This is a genomic window from Cucumibacter marinus DSM 18995, assembly GCF_000429865.1.
In the GTDB taxonomy this organism is placed as follows: Bacteria; Pseudomonadota; Alphaproteobacteria; order Rhizobiales; family Devosiaceae; genus Cucumibacter; species Cucumibacter marinus.
The window spans coordinates 1-13,312 of the sequence record NZ_AUCR01000020.1 but is presented as its reverse complement, the minus strand read 5'-3'; the positions used below and the strand labels follow the sequence as shown (position 1 = coordinate 13,312).

Annotated in this window: 13 protein-coding genes; 11 read left to right on the top strand and 2 right to left on the bottom strand. The window is 63.2% G+C overall.

Translation table 11 applies throughout. The features are described from left to right. The first annotated feature begins 245 nt into the window (after nt 1-245). A complete protein-coding gene (gene gdhA, locus G489_RS0110720; protein ID WP_029041542.1) occupies nt 246-1,595 on the top strand; it encodes an NADP-specific glutamate dehydrogenase in 1,350 nt (449 codons plus the stop codon). 54 nt (nt 1,596-1,649) lie between these two features. On the opposite strand, the gene G489_RS20115 is transcribed toward gdhA, so the two are convergent. After that, nucleotides 1,650-2,420: a GntR family transcriptional regulator gene (locus G489_RS20115; RefSeq protein WP_051332539.1), complete on the bottom strand. Its 771-nt coding sequence runs from the start codon at nt 2,418-2,420 to the stop codon at nt 1,650-1,652. 327 nt (nt 2,421-2,747) lie between these two features. Between G489_RS20115 and G489_RS0110710 the strand changes: the two genes are divergently transcribed. From G489_RS0110710 to G489_RS21855, 10 genes are all read left to right on the top strand, one after another. Continuing rightward, a complete protein-coding gene (locus G489_RS0110710; protein WP_035872446.1) occupies nt 2,748-3,692 on the top strand; it encodes an acetamidase/formamidase family protein in 945 nt (314 codons plus the stop codon). Continuing rightward, nucleotides 3,689-4,627: an alpha/beta hydrolase gene (locus G489_RS20110; protein WP_051332538.1), complete on the top strand. Its 939-nt coding sequence runs from the start codon at nt 3,689-3,691 to the stop codon at nt 4,625-4,627. The genes G489_RS0110710 and G489_RS20110 overlap by 4 nt, the downstream gene beginning before the upstream one ends. Before the next feature lie 69 nt (nt 4,628-4,696). After that, nucleotides 4,697-5,557 (top strand): DODA-type extradiol aromatic ring-opening family dioxygenase, encoded by an 861-nt coding sequence (locus G489_RS0110700; protein ID WP_029041540.1) that lies wholly within the window; start codon nt 4,697-4,699, stop codon nt 5,555-5,557. 11 nt (nt 5,558-5,568) lie between these two features. Continuing rightward, the gene (locus G489_RS0110695; protein WP_029041539.1) at nt 5,569-5,874 is read left to right on the top strand and encodes a hypothetical protein; all 306 of its coding nucleotides are present in this window, start codon (nt 5,569-5,571) and stop codon (nt 5,872-5,874) included. 95 nt (nt 5,875-5,969) lie between these two features. Continuing rightward, nucleotides 5,970-6,989 carry a TRAP transporter substrate-binding protein gene (locus tag G489_RS20105; protein WP_035872443.1) on the top strand — a complete coding sequence of 340 codons (1,020 nt, stop codon included), beginning with the start codon at nt 5,970-5,972 and terminating at the stop codon, nt 6,987-6,989. Between the two features lie 48 nt (nt 6,990-7,037). Further along, nucleotides 7,038-7,583: a TRAP transporter small permease gene (locus G489_RS0110685; protein ID WP_051332537.1), complete on the top strand. Its 546-nt coding sequence runs from the start codon at nt 7,038-7,040 to the stop codon at nt 7,581-7,583. Further along, the gene (locus G489_RS0110680; protein ID WP_029041537.1) at nt 7,580-8,875 is read left to right on the top strand and encodes a TRAP transporter large permease; all 1,296 of its coding nucleotides are present in this window, start codon (nt 7,580-7,582) and stop codon (nt 8,873-8,875) included. The genes G489_RS0110685 and G489_RS0110680 overlap by 4 nt, the downstream gene beginning before the upstream one ends. 91 nt (nt 8,876-8,966) lie before the next feature. After that, nucleotides 8,967-9,821: an alpha/beta hydrolase family protein gene (locus G489_RS20100; RefSeq protein ID WP_051332536.1), complete on the top strand. Its 855-nt coding sequence runs from the start codon at nt 8,967-8,969 to the stop codon at nt 9,819-9,821. Nucleotides 9,822-10,332: 511 nt separating this feature from the next. Then, the gene (locus G489_RS20095) at nt 10,333-11,754 is read left to right on the top strand and encodes a site-specific DNA-methyltransferase (RefSeq protein WP_245578881.1); all 1,422 of its coding nucleotides are present in this window, start codon (nt 10,333-10,335) and stop codon (nt 11,752-11,754) included. Next, nucleotides 11,751-12,359: a DUF5681 domain-containing protein gene (locus G489_RS21855; RefSeq protein ID WP_029041536.1), complete on the top strand. Its 609-nt coding sequence runs from the start codon at nt 11,751-11,753 to the stop codon at nt 12,357-12,359. Before G489_RS20095 ends, G489_RS21855 begins: the two co-directional genes overlap by 4 nt. Nucleotides 12,360-12,412: 53 nt before the next feature. Here the strand turns inward: G489_RS21855 and G489_RS20085 are convergent. Then, nucleotides 12,413-13,312, bottom strand: a 900-nt coding sequence (locus G489_RS20085) for an McrC family protein (RefSeq protein WP_035872442.1), incomplete at its 5' end; no start/stop codon positions are given.

Genomic DNA, 13,312 nt, shown 5'->3' with positions numbered 1-13,312 from the left:
CGGCGCGGCCCTGATCGGCCTGCGCGCGGGTCAGACCATTCCCTGGACCGCCCGTGACGGCCGCCATCTCCGGCTGACCGTCCTCTCGGTTCGTCAGGGTGAATGACGGCGGTTACCTCCCCCGCAATCCCGTCAAACCCCTGACAGGGCGATCCGGCACATCCGGGTCGCCCGCCCCTCTTCCGGTCTGGCGCTCTCCGGCGGTGATGGCGCCGACCTTCCCAACGAAAAGGTTATGAATCAACATGAGTGTTTCTGACGACGTGCTGGGTCCTGTCTATTCACAGGTCCTCAGGCGCAATGCCGGAGAAGGCGAATTCCATCAGGCCGTGCGCGAGGTCCTCGACAGCCTCGGCCGCGTCGTCGCCAAACACCCCCACTATGCGAATTCCGGGCTGATCGAGCGCCTGTGCGAACCCGAACGGCAGATCATCTTCCGCGTGCCCTGGGTGGACGATGAAGGCAGTGTCCGGATCAATCGCGGCTTCCGGGTGCAGTTCAACTCCGCCCTCGGCCCCTATAAGGGCGGACTGCGCTTCCACCCCAGCGTCAATCTCGGCATCGTCAAGTTTCTGGGCTTCGAACAGGTGTTCAAGAACGCCCTGACCGGCATGCCCATCGGTGGCGGCAAGGGTGGGTCGGATTTCGACCCCAAGGGGTACTCCGAGAATGAGATCATGCGGTTCTGCCAATCCTACATGACCGAACTCTGTCGGCATGTGGGGGAATATATCGATGTGCCTGCCGGCGATATCGGGGTCGGGCAGCGCGAGATCGGCTTCATGTTCGGCCAGTATAAGCGCATGACCAATCGCTACGAATCCGGGGTCCTGACCGGCAAGGGCCTCGGCTGGGGCGGGTCACGCGTGCGCAAGGAGGCAACCGGCTATGGTGCTGTCTATTTTCTCGCCGAGATGCTGAAGACAAGGGGCACGGATCTCGGCGGACGGACGGTGTCGGTGTCGGGTTCCGGTAATGTCGCGATCTACGCGATAGAGAAGGCCATCGAGATGGGCGGCAAGGTCATTGCCTGCTCGGATTCGGGCGGTTACGTCGTCGATCCCGCCGGGCTCGATCTGGCGCTTCTCAAGGACATCAAGGAGCGCCGCAGAGGCCGGATGGCGCATTACGCGCAGCTCAGGGGCGGTGATGTCGAGTTCTGTTCCGACGGCTCGATCTGGGATGTCCCCTGCGATATCGCCATTCCCGCGGCAACGCAGAACGAGCTCACGGGGCGGGATGCCAGAACACTGATCGCAAATGGTGTCGTAGCGGTCGCGGAAGGCGCGAACATGCCCTGCACGCCCGAAGCCGTGCGCCTGTTCGAAGACGCATCGGTGCTGTTCGGGCCGGGCAAAGCCGCCAATGCCGGTGGCGTCGCAACAAGTGCCCTCGAAATGCAGCAGAATGCATCGCGCGATTCTTGGACTTTCGAGCAGACGGAGACGCGCCTCGCAGAGATTATGAAGGACATCCACGATCTGTGTGCGCAGACCGCCGAGGAATACGGCCTGCCCGGCGACTATGTGGCCGGCGCCAATATTGGCGGCTTTGTCAGGGTCGCTGACGCCATGACAGCCCTCGGCGTGATCTGAATAGAGTGGCGCAGCGACGAGATAGATTGCGGCTCTCAACGATATCGTACGTTGTCAGGCCCCCATGGCGAGGTCGGGAACCGGAACGGTCTCGTCTTCCATCGCCAGGGTCACCTCCGCCTGATTGCGGAAATGGGCATCAAGCAGGCTCGCGGCCTTCTCTGCCTGCCTTTCGATGGCGGCCTTCATGATCGCCTCGTGTTCGGCGTCGGCGATCGTCACCCGCTGGGGATAGCGCCAGTAGTGGCGGCGATAGCGCTCGAGCTGATCGTATAGCTCCTCGAAGAAATGCAGCAGCCAGGGCGATCCACAGGCGCTGCACAGGGCGAAATGGAATTCGCGGTGCCGCAATTCCCAGTCGTCCTCTGCCTGAGCGCGCTCCGCGGCATCCGTGCCGACCGCCTCGAGATGGGTCGAGGCCTTGTGCAGGCGGTGATAGGCGGTCACGACGCCGATCTCCCACTCCTCGTCGCCCTGTTCAATCGAATGCCGGATGGCGCGGGATTCGAGCATGGCCCGCATGGAGGACACATCGAGCATCTCGCCTAGGGAAATCGGGGCGACCATGAAGCCCTTGTGCCCTTCGGGAACGACAAGCCCCTGGGCGGCAAGCTGGAACAGCGCTTCGCGCAGCGGGCTGACACCGACCCCGTAGGCCTGCCGTGTCTGATCGAAGGGAAGCCGTTCGCCCGGCTTGAGCGTGTTGCGGATGATGTCCCGCCGTAGCCGCTGGGCCGTCTTGCCGGCCTGGGTCCGTGGCTCGACACCCCGGGCGAGACGCAAACGCGGCCCCCAGCTTTCGGACCGGGGATTGCTCTCATCCATCACACACTCCGGGTTTATGGGGCGCCGCATGCGGCGTTTCGTTTTGGAAGATATAGACCCAGTGCCCAATTTTGCCAAGCAATGTTGAATTTTGGAAAATCTTGACTTTTTTGGAAAACAATGCGAACGTCCTGTCTGTCGGGCCTGGAGCCTGCTCCGGGATCTGGTCTTGGGGACTTGCTCTTGGGAGACCTGCTCCCTGGAACCCTGCTTCTGCCCGAAGCCGAATTTGTCGCTGTCTGCGTTTTGTCTCTGTCTGCTTGTGCCCTGCCTGCCTAATCCCTGTCCGCCTTATCCCTGTCTGTTCCTGTCGCGTCGAGAGTATTGATGGCCAAACACTTCCTCCCCGCCCGGCCCGAGACCGTTCTCCACGGCGTCATCGACCGCGATCACCCGGCGGTCATGACCGTCGAGGCGGGGGATACGGTCGAGGCGGAGACATGGGCGATGTGGGGAAACCGGGCGGGGCCCGATCTCGACCTTGAAGCGGTGAAGGCGTTGCGCAAAGCGCATCAGGGGCGCGGCCCCCATGCCCTGACCGGTCCCGTCGCCATCAAGGGCGCCATGCCCGGCGACACGCTGAGAATCGATATCGAACGGATCGAACTCATCGATCACGGGTTCAACCTGGTGCCGCCGGGCGGCGGCAGGGGCCTTTTGGCCGAACGGTTCCCCCAGGGGCATCTCGTACATTTCGATCTCGACACCGAGACCATGACGACGCGCCTCTATGACGCGGTCACCATTCCACTCAGGCCCTTTCTCGGGGTCATGGGCGTTGCCCCAGCCAGGGAGGGACCTCACCCTTCCTCGGCGCCGGGTGAGTTCGGCGGCAATATCGACTGCCCGGATCTTGTCGCCGGGTCGACGCTCTTCCTGCCCGTGTGGCAGGAAGGCGCCGGCTTCTATCTGGGGGATGCGCATGCCGCGCAGGGATGCGGAGAGGTCTCCCAGACGGGCCTCGAGACGGCCGCGCGGCGCGCGGTGCTGACCCTTTCGGTGATCAAGGGAGAGGCGTTGCACCGACCCCGCGCCGAGACCGGAACCCATCTGATCACCATGGGCTTCGATCCGGACCTCAAAACCGCGGCCCGCCAGGCGCTGACAGATATGATCTCGCTTGTTGGCGTGCGATACGGGCTCGCGGATGCTGATGCCTATGCGCTTTGTTCGCTGCAGGGCGATCTCATGGTCACCCAGATCGTTAACGGTTCGAGCGGCATCCACATTCGCCTGCCCAAAGCCATCTTCGATGCGGAACGCCGATCATGACCATCGATCCCGAACTTGACCCCTTTGTGAAGGGGCTCGATGTCGCCTGGCCCCAATCGCCGATCACGCTGCCGCTCGATGTCTGGCGCGAGCGCGTAGAGACGCTGGCGGCGGCGGCCCGTCCGCCCCATGCGCCGGGGCTGATCACGGCTTCGCACCGCATTCCCGGCTCGAATGGCCGAACGGTGGAACTGCGCGTCTACACGCCGGATGCCGCCAAACCCCTGCCCGCACTCATCTATTTTCATGGCGGCGGCTGGGTGGTCGGCAGCATCGACAGCCATGACATCGTGACCGCCGCGCTGAGCGCGCAGACGCCCGCCATCGTCATCAGCGTCGATTATGCGCGGGCGCCCGAACATCCCTTTCCGGCCGCCTTTGAGGATGCCGCGACAGCGCTTAAATGGGTGAATGCCCATGCCGCCGATCTCGGTATCGCGCCCCGCGCGATCGCGGTAGGGGGCGACAGCGCTGGAGCCAATCTCTCCGCCGCGCTGAGCATTCACTATCGCGACCATACCGCCCGCCCCGCGGGGCAGTTACTGTTCTATCCCTGCCTCGACACGGATTTCTTGACCGCCTCCTATATCGGGGAAGCCGAGGCGCCTTTTCTCAAGGCTGCCGAGATGAGGTGGTTCTGGGACCAGTACTGCCCAGAACCGGACATGCGGCGCGACCCGCGAGCCGTCCCCATGCGAGTTACGGATGCCGGCGGCCTGCCCCCTGCCCTGATTATCGCCGCCGAGCACGATCCGTTGCGCGAAGACGCACACCGCTATGCCGAAAAACTCGAGAAGGCCGGATCGAAAGTCACCTTGAGGCCCGGGCGCGGCCTGATCCACGGCTTTCTGCGCGCGGCGGCGCTGAGCGCCGCGGTCAGAGCAGAATATGACGCAGCCGCCTCGTGGCTGCAGGGGCTGCGCTCCACCCAGTGATCGTCTTTTCCAAAATCTTGAAATTTTGGAAAATCATTCGTAACCTGAACCTCGCATCTGGAGGATGACATGGCTGAAATCGTGTTTGCCGCGGGCGCACCGCACGCGCCGGGACTGATCGGGCTTCTCGAAGCCGCGCCCAACGACGTGAAAGATGTGGTGATCCACACCTATCGCACACTTGCGGAGCGTATCCGCGCTGCGAAGCCGGACGCGTTGATCGTGTTCGCCAACGACCATCTGGCCAATTCGCGGGTCCGGGCCTATCCCGATTTCCTGATCGGCATGGCGGAAGAGCATTCGGGGCCGCATGAATGGTTCAAGCCTTGGATCGGGTGCGACGACTACACGGTAAAAGGCGACCGGGACCTCGCCGAGAAGTTGTTTCACGGCCTCAACCGGCGCGGCATCCGCATGTTCGCCCAGCATGAGAACCTTTATTTCGACGACAATATCTCGGTGCCGGTGCTGCTGACCGATCTCAATGACGGTTCGATCCCGATGGTACCGGTTCTGCAGAACTGCACGGTTCCGCCCTTCCCCGACCAGTACAAGAGCTATGAGGCGGGCAAGGCGCTGGGCGATTTCATCCGCGAGGACCTGCCCTCGGACATGCGGATCGCGCTTCTGGGTTCAGGCGGACTGAGCCACGAGCCGGGCGGTGCGCGCTATTATTTCATCGATGAGGAGTTCGACCGCTGGTTCCTCGAGGCAAGCGCCTCGGGCGATCATGAAAAGCTGCTGTCCGAACTGACCATCGAGCGCATGGAGAAGGCCGGGGTCGGCGGAACGACCGAATTGCTGGCCTGGATCGTGGTGCTCGGGGCCATCGGCCCGCATCGCGGCGAGAGCTTCGGCTATGTCGTTCACAAGGACTTCAAATGCGGGGTCGGCGCGGTGCATTGGCATCTCGACCAGCCGGTGACCTAAGGAGAGCAATCATGGACCTCAAGGATTTCGACCCCTCGCTCGCGACCCACGATCTCATTCAGGATCTCAAATGGAACCCGCCTCTGCGCGACGAGTTCGCGGCCAACGAGGCGGCGGTGCTCGACCGCTATCCGCTGCGCGAAGCGGAGCGCAAGGCGCTCGAGGCACGGGACTTCCGCAGCCTCTACGATTTGGGGCTGCATCCCTATCTCGGCGGCCAGCTTGCCCGGCTGATCTATGGCAATGAAGCCGGCAAGGGCGCGACCGTCGCCGTGAACAAGCTTGTTGAATCACTGACCGGGGGCAAGGCCGAATAGGCCCCAGTGTGAAGGCCGATCCGGCTCCGCCGGCGAGGCTACCCCCAAACTGAAATCGGGCAGACAAACCTCGAACCAAAGGGAGAGTTTCCACCATGAAACCGGATAAACTGGGGCTTGCCGCGCTCCTCGCCGCCAGCATTGCGGCCCCGATCGGCGCCCATGCTGCCGATCTCAGATTTTCCACCTGGGCACCGCCCACCCACCCGCTGCAGCCGACGGGCTGGGAGCCGTGGATCCAGTCGATCCAGGAAGCGAGCGAGGGCCGCATCTCGGTGACCCTGTTCCCCTCCGAACAGCTCGGGTCGGCGCTCGACCATTACGATATCGCGCGCGACGGCATTGCCGATCTCGCCTATATCGCGCCCGGCTATCAGGCCGGCCGGTTTCCCGTGATCGCGCTCGGGCAAATCCCGTTCCTGATCGCCAACGCAAAATCGGGCACCCGCGCCTTCGATGCCTGGTACCGCAATTACGCCGACAAGGAGATGGGCGACATCCATTTCTGCATGGCCTATCTGCATTCGCCCGGCACGCTGCACTCCAAGGAACCGATCGCGGTGCCCGGCGATATCGACGGCAAGACCGTCCGCCCCGCCGGCGCAACCATCGGCCAGCTCGTGGCATCGCTCGGCGGCGCCAGCGTCCAGGTCTCTGCGCCCGCTGCCCGCGACGCGCTGGAAAAGGGGACGGCAGACGCCATCACCTTCCCCTGGGGCTCGCTGTTCCTTTACGGGATCGACGAGGTGACCCCCTATCACCTCGACATGCCGATCTATACGACCCCGTTCATCACCGGGATGAACAAGGCCGCCTATGAGGCCCTGTCGGACGAGGACAAGGCCGTCATGGACGCCCATTGCACAAGCGAATGGGCCGAAAAGGTCGCCTTCGGCTGGGCCAATTTCGAGGATGAGGGCCGCGAAAAGGCTATTGCCTCCCCGGATCACACCCTGCATGAGCCGACCCCCGAAGAGGTCAAGGCCTGGCAGGATGCCGCAGCACCCCTGCTCGATGCCTGGAAGGCGGATGTGACCGCGAAGGGCTATGACGCCGACACCGTCTATCAGGGCTTGGTGGACGAGTTGAAGGCCGCCGGCGCCCTCTACGAATGAACGAACGGGGCCGCGGGCAATCGCGGCCCCAACCCTATGGAGTCCATCATGGCAATCACCGCAAGGCCGGGCATTCTCGCCCGCCTCGAAACCGTCGCCAAAGCCATCGAAACGGTCGCCGGCCTGATGCTGGCGGTGATTACCATTGTGGTCTTCGTCTCGGTCATGGGGCGGTATCTGTTTACCTCGCCCATTCCCGACAGCTTCGATCTGGCGCGCCTTTTGATGGGCGCGACGATCATGTGGGGGTTTGCGGCGCTCGGTTTCAGAGGGCGGCATATCAGTGTCGACCTGATCTCGCACATCCTGCCGCCGGTCGCCCGCCGGTTGGTCGACGCCTTTGCGGCACTGGTGCTGCTCGGTTTCACGGCGCTACTCGCCTATATGATGTTCTCGCGCGTCTCGAGCGCCTATTTCTCCGGCGAGACGACCTTCGATCTGCGCCTGCCTGTGTGGCCCTTCGTCGCCCTGACATGGGGCGGCGCGGCAGCGGCGGTGCTGACAACGGCCATCCGCCTCGTGCTGATCGTCACGGGGCGAGCCGAGGCCCTCGAAGCGGAAGCCGGCGCCGCACCGGAGACCAACGCATCATGAGCCTTGCCGATCTGACTGCGCTCGGGGGCTTCGCCGCCCTGTTCGTGATGATGGCCCTGCGCGTGCCCATCGGGGTGGCCATGGGGCTGGTGGGGGTTGGCGGCTTCGCCATGATCGCGGGCACCGGCCCGGCGCTCAACCTTCTGGCGATCTCCCCGATCCGCACCATCACCGATTACAATATGAGCCTCATTCCCATGTTCGTGCTCATGGGTGTGCTGGCCACCCGTTCGGGCATCTCGCGGGAACTGTTCGGGGCCGGGCAAGCCTGGCTCGGGCGGTTCAGGGGCGGGTTGGCGCTCGCCACCATCGGGGCCTGCGGCGGGTTCGCGGCGATCTGCGGCTCCTCGGTCGCGACCGCCGCCACGATGACCAAGGTCGCACTGCCCGAGATGCAGCGCTATGGCTATCCCACCAATATGGCGACCGGGATCATTGCAGCCGGCGGTACGCTGGGCATCCTCATTCCGCCCTCGGTGGTGCTGGCGGTCTATGCCTTCATCGCCGGGCAGGATGTGGGCGAACTGTTCATCGCGGGTATCGTACCCGGGCTTCTGGCAATGGTGATGTATATGGCCGCGGTCCGCATCATCTATGGCCGCTCGGCGCCCGCCGGACACAAGACGCCCTGGCCGGAGGCCTTCAGATCCCTGTTCGAACTCGGCCCCACCCTCATCCTGTTCGCCGCGATCATCGGCGGCATTTATTTCGGCGTCGTCACCCCCACCGAAGCGGCCGCCGCCGGGGCCTTTCTGACCGGGCTGATCGGGATCGTGCGGCGCCGGCTCGGTTGGCGCGAGATCACCGAGAGCCTTGTCGAGGCGCTGCGCACCTCCGTGGCGATCTTCGTCATCCTGATCGGCGCGTTGCTGTTCGGCTATTTTCTTGCCGTCACCCAAACCCCGCAGAAGATCACGGCATTCCTCGTCGCGATGGATCTGGGCGCCTATGGCACCCTTCTCATCATCCTCGCGGTGTTCCTTATCTTAGGCTGCGTACTCGATGCGATGGCGATGATCATCCTGCTCGTGCCCATCGTGTTCCCCGTCGTCACCCAGCTTGGCTTCGATCCGGTATGGTTCGGTGTCGTGGTGGTGATGACCGTCGAGATCGGGCTGATCACGCCGCCTATCGGCATGAACATATTCGTTATCAACTCGATCGCACCTGAGGCCCACCCTGTCGGCATCTTCAAAGGGGTTACCCCCTTCGTTCTGACGGACATCCTGCGCCTCGCCCTGATCATCGCTTTTCCTGCCATCGTCCTGTTCTTGCCCGGAACAATGGGCTGAAAGAAAACACCCTCTCGTCGCCAGACCGGTGTTGGGTTAGATTTTCAGCACTGCTGCAATCGCCAGCCTGAAGACAAATGGAGGAACCCAGATGAACCTGCACCCTGCCGCACTAACAACAGTACTCTGCGCGACGTTACTGGCCACGCCGTTCTCGGCCCAGGCGGGCGAAGAGGTGGTCATGATCGATGGTGCGACGCACAAGATCCCGACGACGGTGACCCTGCCGGAAGGCGACGGCCCCTTCCCCTTCGTCGTCATGTTCCACGGCACCGGATCCAACCGGCACGAGGCAGGCAATGGCTATGATCTGCTCGCGCCGAAACTGGCCGAAGCCGGGATCGCCAGCGCGCGTTTCGACTTTGCCGGCAATGGCGACAGCGAGGTCGACTACACCGAATATACGCTCACCGGCGGCATGCAGGACGGGCTCAGTGTCATCGACTATATGCGCGGTCTGGATGAGACCGCAGACGACCGTGTTGGCGTGCTGGGGTGGAGCCAGGGCGGCACGGTGACAATGCTGACGGCTGGCCGCAATCCCGGAATCAGCAGCCTTGTGACCTGGGCCGGTGCGCTCGACATGTCCGGCTTTGGCACCGACCTGTATGAGGAAGCCAAGGAAAACGGCTTCGCCGTCATGGAATTCGAGTGGCGGACGCCGCTCAATGTCTCCATCGACTGGTTCGAAGAGGTGCGAAACATCGACATCGCCGAGGAGCTGGGCTCCTATGACGGGGCGGTTCTGGCCATCGCGGGCGCCAACGACACCGTCGTCGACCCCGCCGTCACGAACGCGATCCTTGCCGCGGCGTCTTCGTCGGACAATGCGGACAAGCAGATCATTCCGGACGCTGATCACACCTTCAACATCTTCTCCGGCGACATGACGGCGTTCGACGCGCTGATCAAACTCACCGTCGACAGGTTCTCGGACACACTCTGACGCCATTGACGACAGGTGTGCGCAGGACCTCTCGCCCACACCGTCAACTGTTCCGCCCTCAGGCCTTCGGGTCTGGGGGCGATTTGTTTGAGGCGCGCCGAAACCATTAGCCGCCTGCTACCTCGGCCAATTGGGCTCCAAGAATCACGCCACCCGATTCGCCTTGGCCACTTTCCGTGTCAGAACCTGGAAAATGGCAAACCGGGCCGACGTTAGAAAACTGTTCTAAGTTTCAGAACGCTCCACGAGTCGGACTCTTTTCAAACTTGGAAAACCGTTTCCCTCCCGTCGGATTGTCCGGATTGGGCCGAGGCGGTAAATTGGGCCGTCACCTTGGAAGCGGTTAATCGGTACCAGGGTGGCACGGGAAGCTGATCCGATCAACTGGGCCGGCGCAGGCGCGTCATGCTGCACACAGGTTGGCTTCGGTTTCCCTTCGCGAGATGTGTGACACCAGCATCTTCATCGGCTTTTGAAACGACGAATGTCTCATTCGGCGAGGAGGATGGTTGTGCCCAGATCAACCCTGAAGATTGCTTACAAGAAGACGTCCGAGTTAACGGCGCATCCGCGCAATGCCCGAACCCACAGTGCGAGGCAGCTGGCGCAGATCGCGCGCAGCATCGAGCGGTTCGGCTTTACCAACCCGGTGCTGGTCGATGAGGACGGGGTTCTGATCGCAGGCCATGGCCGGCTGGCAGCCGCCGCGCAGCTTGGTCTCGAAACCGTGCCGGCAATCACGGTGAGGCATCTGAGTGACCGCGACAAGCGCGCCTTGATGATCGCGGACAACAAGATCGCGCTCAATGCCAGCTGGGACCTCGAGATCCTGGCCTCAGAGATCGAGGTTCTGAGCGATCCGAGCATCGACTTCGATGTCACCATCACGGGCTTTGAGACCGCCGAGATCGACCTGTTGCTGGACGCGAAACCCGACGCGCCGGAAGGCGATGATGAGTGGGACGGGCCAGGGGACAACGCGCGGGCCGTCTCGCGCCCCGGTGATTTGTGGCAGCTCGGCGATCATCGGTTGCTGTGCGGCGACGCCCTTGATGAGGCCTCATATCAGCGCTTGCTGGGGGATGAGCGGGTGCGCCAGGTGATCACCGACCCGCCTTACAATGTCCCGATCACCGGCCATGTCAGTGGCCTTGGCAAGGTCAGGCATCGCGAGTTCGCCATGGCCGCCGGGGAGATGGACCGGGCGGGGTTCACGGACTTCCTCGAAACGGTATTCGGGAACCTGGCCGCGTTCAGTGTCGATGGGGCGATCGTCATGGTGTTCATGGACTGGCGGCATGTCGGCGAGGTGATGGCCGCCGGGGAAGCGCGGTTCGAGGCGTTCAAGAACCTGGTGGTCTGGGACAAGGGCACGGGCGGGATGGGAACGCTGTATCGTTCGCAACACGAACTGGTCTTCGTGTTCAAGTCCGGCACCGCCCCGCATGTGAACACGGTGGAACTGGGCAAGCACGGCCGCTATCGCACCAATGTCTGGGCCTATCGCGGCGCCAACGGTTTTGGCCGGGGTCGGGATGAAGATCTGGCGACCCATCCCACGGTCAAGCCGGTGGGCCTGATTGCTGATGCGATCCGGGATTGCTCCAACCACAATGAGTTGGTGCTCGACCCGTTCGCGGGATCCGGCACCATCCTCCTGGCAGCGGAACGCAGCGGGCGGCAGGCGCGGGCCATGGAACTTGATCCACTTTATGTCGATGCCGCCATCCGGCGCTGGCAGGCCCGCACGGGCAAGACGGCCATGCTGAGTGATACCGGGGAAACGTTCGAGGCAGTGGCGGCAGACCGGCTGGCGGTGGAAACGGAGGACTCGCAGAAAGGCTTGGAGGAAGACAACCCGGGAGACTTGCCGGACGGCTACCCGGCGGCCTCGCTTGACGGCAGCGGGCCAGACCTGGAGGCGGCGTCATGAGCGGTTCTGACTGGGACAAGAGCGATCCCGACGAGGAGCCGGCGGTTGGCTATGGCCGCCCCCCGAAACATGCCCGCTTCCAGAAGGGCCAGTCGGGCAATCCCTCGGGCCGGCCCAAAAAGAGCGACGGCGCCGACGCCAAACAGCCAAGCCTTGAGGATGCGTTCAGGGCCGAGATGACAAAGACCGTGACCTACAAGCGCAATGGTGAAGAGGTTGAGGGCACAACCTTCGACGTGATGGTGAGCCAGTTGGCCGCCATGGCGATGCAGGGGGATCTCAAGGCGATGAAGTTTGTCCTGGCCTATGCCGAGAAGTTCAAGCTCGAGGCATCCCCTGAAGACCCCAGAAAGCGCGAACTCGCTGACGAGATCACGAAACATGTCATGGATGCGATCAACGAGAACACCCGTTACAGGCGCACGATTTGGCTCTACGAGAAGCACTTCGGTGAAATACCGCACCACGCCCGAATGGGCCATCCATGGACTCCAGAGAACGAGTTGGTCGAGATCCGCACCCGACTGAAGGAAGGGGCGCGTCAGACGCTCGCTCAACTGGGGTGGGACGACCCGGATGAGGCCAAGGAGGAAGAGGACTTCTAGGACAGCCGCCTAAGTGTGGACGCCGTTCCACTTCCCCCGCATTGCACCCTGGTTCAACCGCGGTCCGGGACCTGGTCGATCACGAGGCGCCTCAGTCGCTCCCTGATCGTATCGGGATCGGTCAGGTCAATGCTCGCCACGGCGAGCTGCGCCTGGCCCGGGTTGATCCCGAACCTGGCCTTGACCCCGTCGGCTTCACCGAGCCCGGCATGGTGCGGATAGAGCAGCGTCAGTCGCGACACCTCATAGAGCCCGGCATAGGCCATTACCTGGTAGACATCGCCCTGTGCCATCCCGCACTTGGGATCCGGATCGCGGTCCGGACGCGCCATCCGCTTCCACTTGGTGTCGATGATATGGACGATGTCATCGCCCCTGCGAACGAGGATATCCGGCCGCGTCTCGAAGACCGGCGCACCTGTTCGATTATCGGTCAGGCAGGAACGCCGCCCGCCTTGTCTCTTCACCGTGTATGGCGTTGCGGCGAGGGATCGGGTGAGCATCCGCGTGCAATAGGCTTCGAACAGGGCGTTCATCTCGAACAGCAGCGCAAAGCCCGCCTGCCCGCCATGGGTGGTCGATTGATACTGGCCGGAGAGAACAAGCCGCGCCAGGGCGACAAGATCGGCCCATTTGCGATTGGTGCGGTCGAGAAGAACCTTCACCCTTCGCCCGGCACTGGGCGTGATCGCTGACACCCCGTCATAGAGATCCAGTAATGCGCCAAGCTGCTGGCGATTGGCCGGGTGCCGGGCAAGGCGCGAGAGCTGCGTCAGCGCTGCCATGATGAGCCGGTTGAGCGCGATGTCCTCGGTCAGTGCATCGAACCGGCAGGCCAGCCGCGAGGGATTGACGGCATGCCGGGTGAACTGGCGCACCATGTCGAGTGAGCCCCGCAGGGCCGGCAGATCGTCTTCATGGTGCCGATAGTGCCGCGGCAGTCCGTCCCGGAT

Bases quoted from the DNA above. Each gene is read 5' to 3' on its own strand.
- gdhA (WP_029041542.1), top strand. From the start codon at position 246: ATGAGTGTTTCTGACGACGTGCTGGGTCCTGTCTATTCACAGGTCCTC.
- G489_RS20115 (WP_051332539.1), bottom strand. From the start codon at position 2,420: ATGGATGAGAGCAATCCCCGGTCCGAAAGCTGGGGGCCGCGTTTGCGT.
- G489_RS0110710 (WP_035872446.1), top strand. From the start codon at position 2,748: ATGGCCAAACACTTCCTCCCCGCCCGGCCCGAGACCGTTCTCCACGGC.
- G489_RS20110 (WP_051332538.1), top strand. From the start codon at position 3,689: ATGACCATCGATCCCGAACTTGACCCCTTTGTGAAGGGGCTCGATGTC.
- G489_RS0110700 (WP_029041540.1), top strand. From the start codon at position 4,697: ATGGCTGAAATCGTGTTTGCCGCGGGCGCACCGCACGCGCCGGGACTG.
- G489_RS0110695 (WP_029041539.1), top strand. From the start codon at position 5,569: ATGGACCTCAAGGATTTCGACCCCTCGCTCGCGACCCACGATCTCATT.
- G489_RS20105 (WP_035872443.1), top strand. From the start codon at position 5,970: ATGAAACCGGATAAACTGGGGCTTGCCGCGCTCCTCGCCGCCAGCATT.
- G489_RS0110685 (WP_051332537.1), top strand. From the start codon at position 7,038: ATGGCAATCACCGCAAGGCCGGGCATTCTCGCCCGCCTCGAAACCGTC.
- G489_RS0110680 (WP_029041537.1), top strand. From the start codon at position 7,580: ATGAGCCTTGCCGATCTGACTGCGCTCGGGGGCTTCGCCGCCCTGTTC.
- G489_RS20100 (WP_051332536.1), top strand. From the start codon at position 8,967: ATGAACCTGCACCCTGCCGCACTAACAACAGTACTCTGCGCGACGTTA.
- G489_RS21855 (WP_029041536.1), top strand. From the start codon at position 11,751: ATGAGCGGTTCTGACTGGGACAAGAGCGATCCCGACGAGGAGCCGGCG.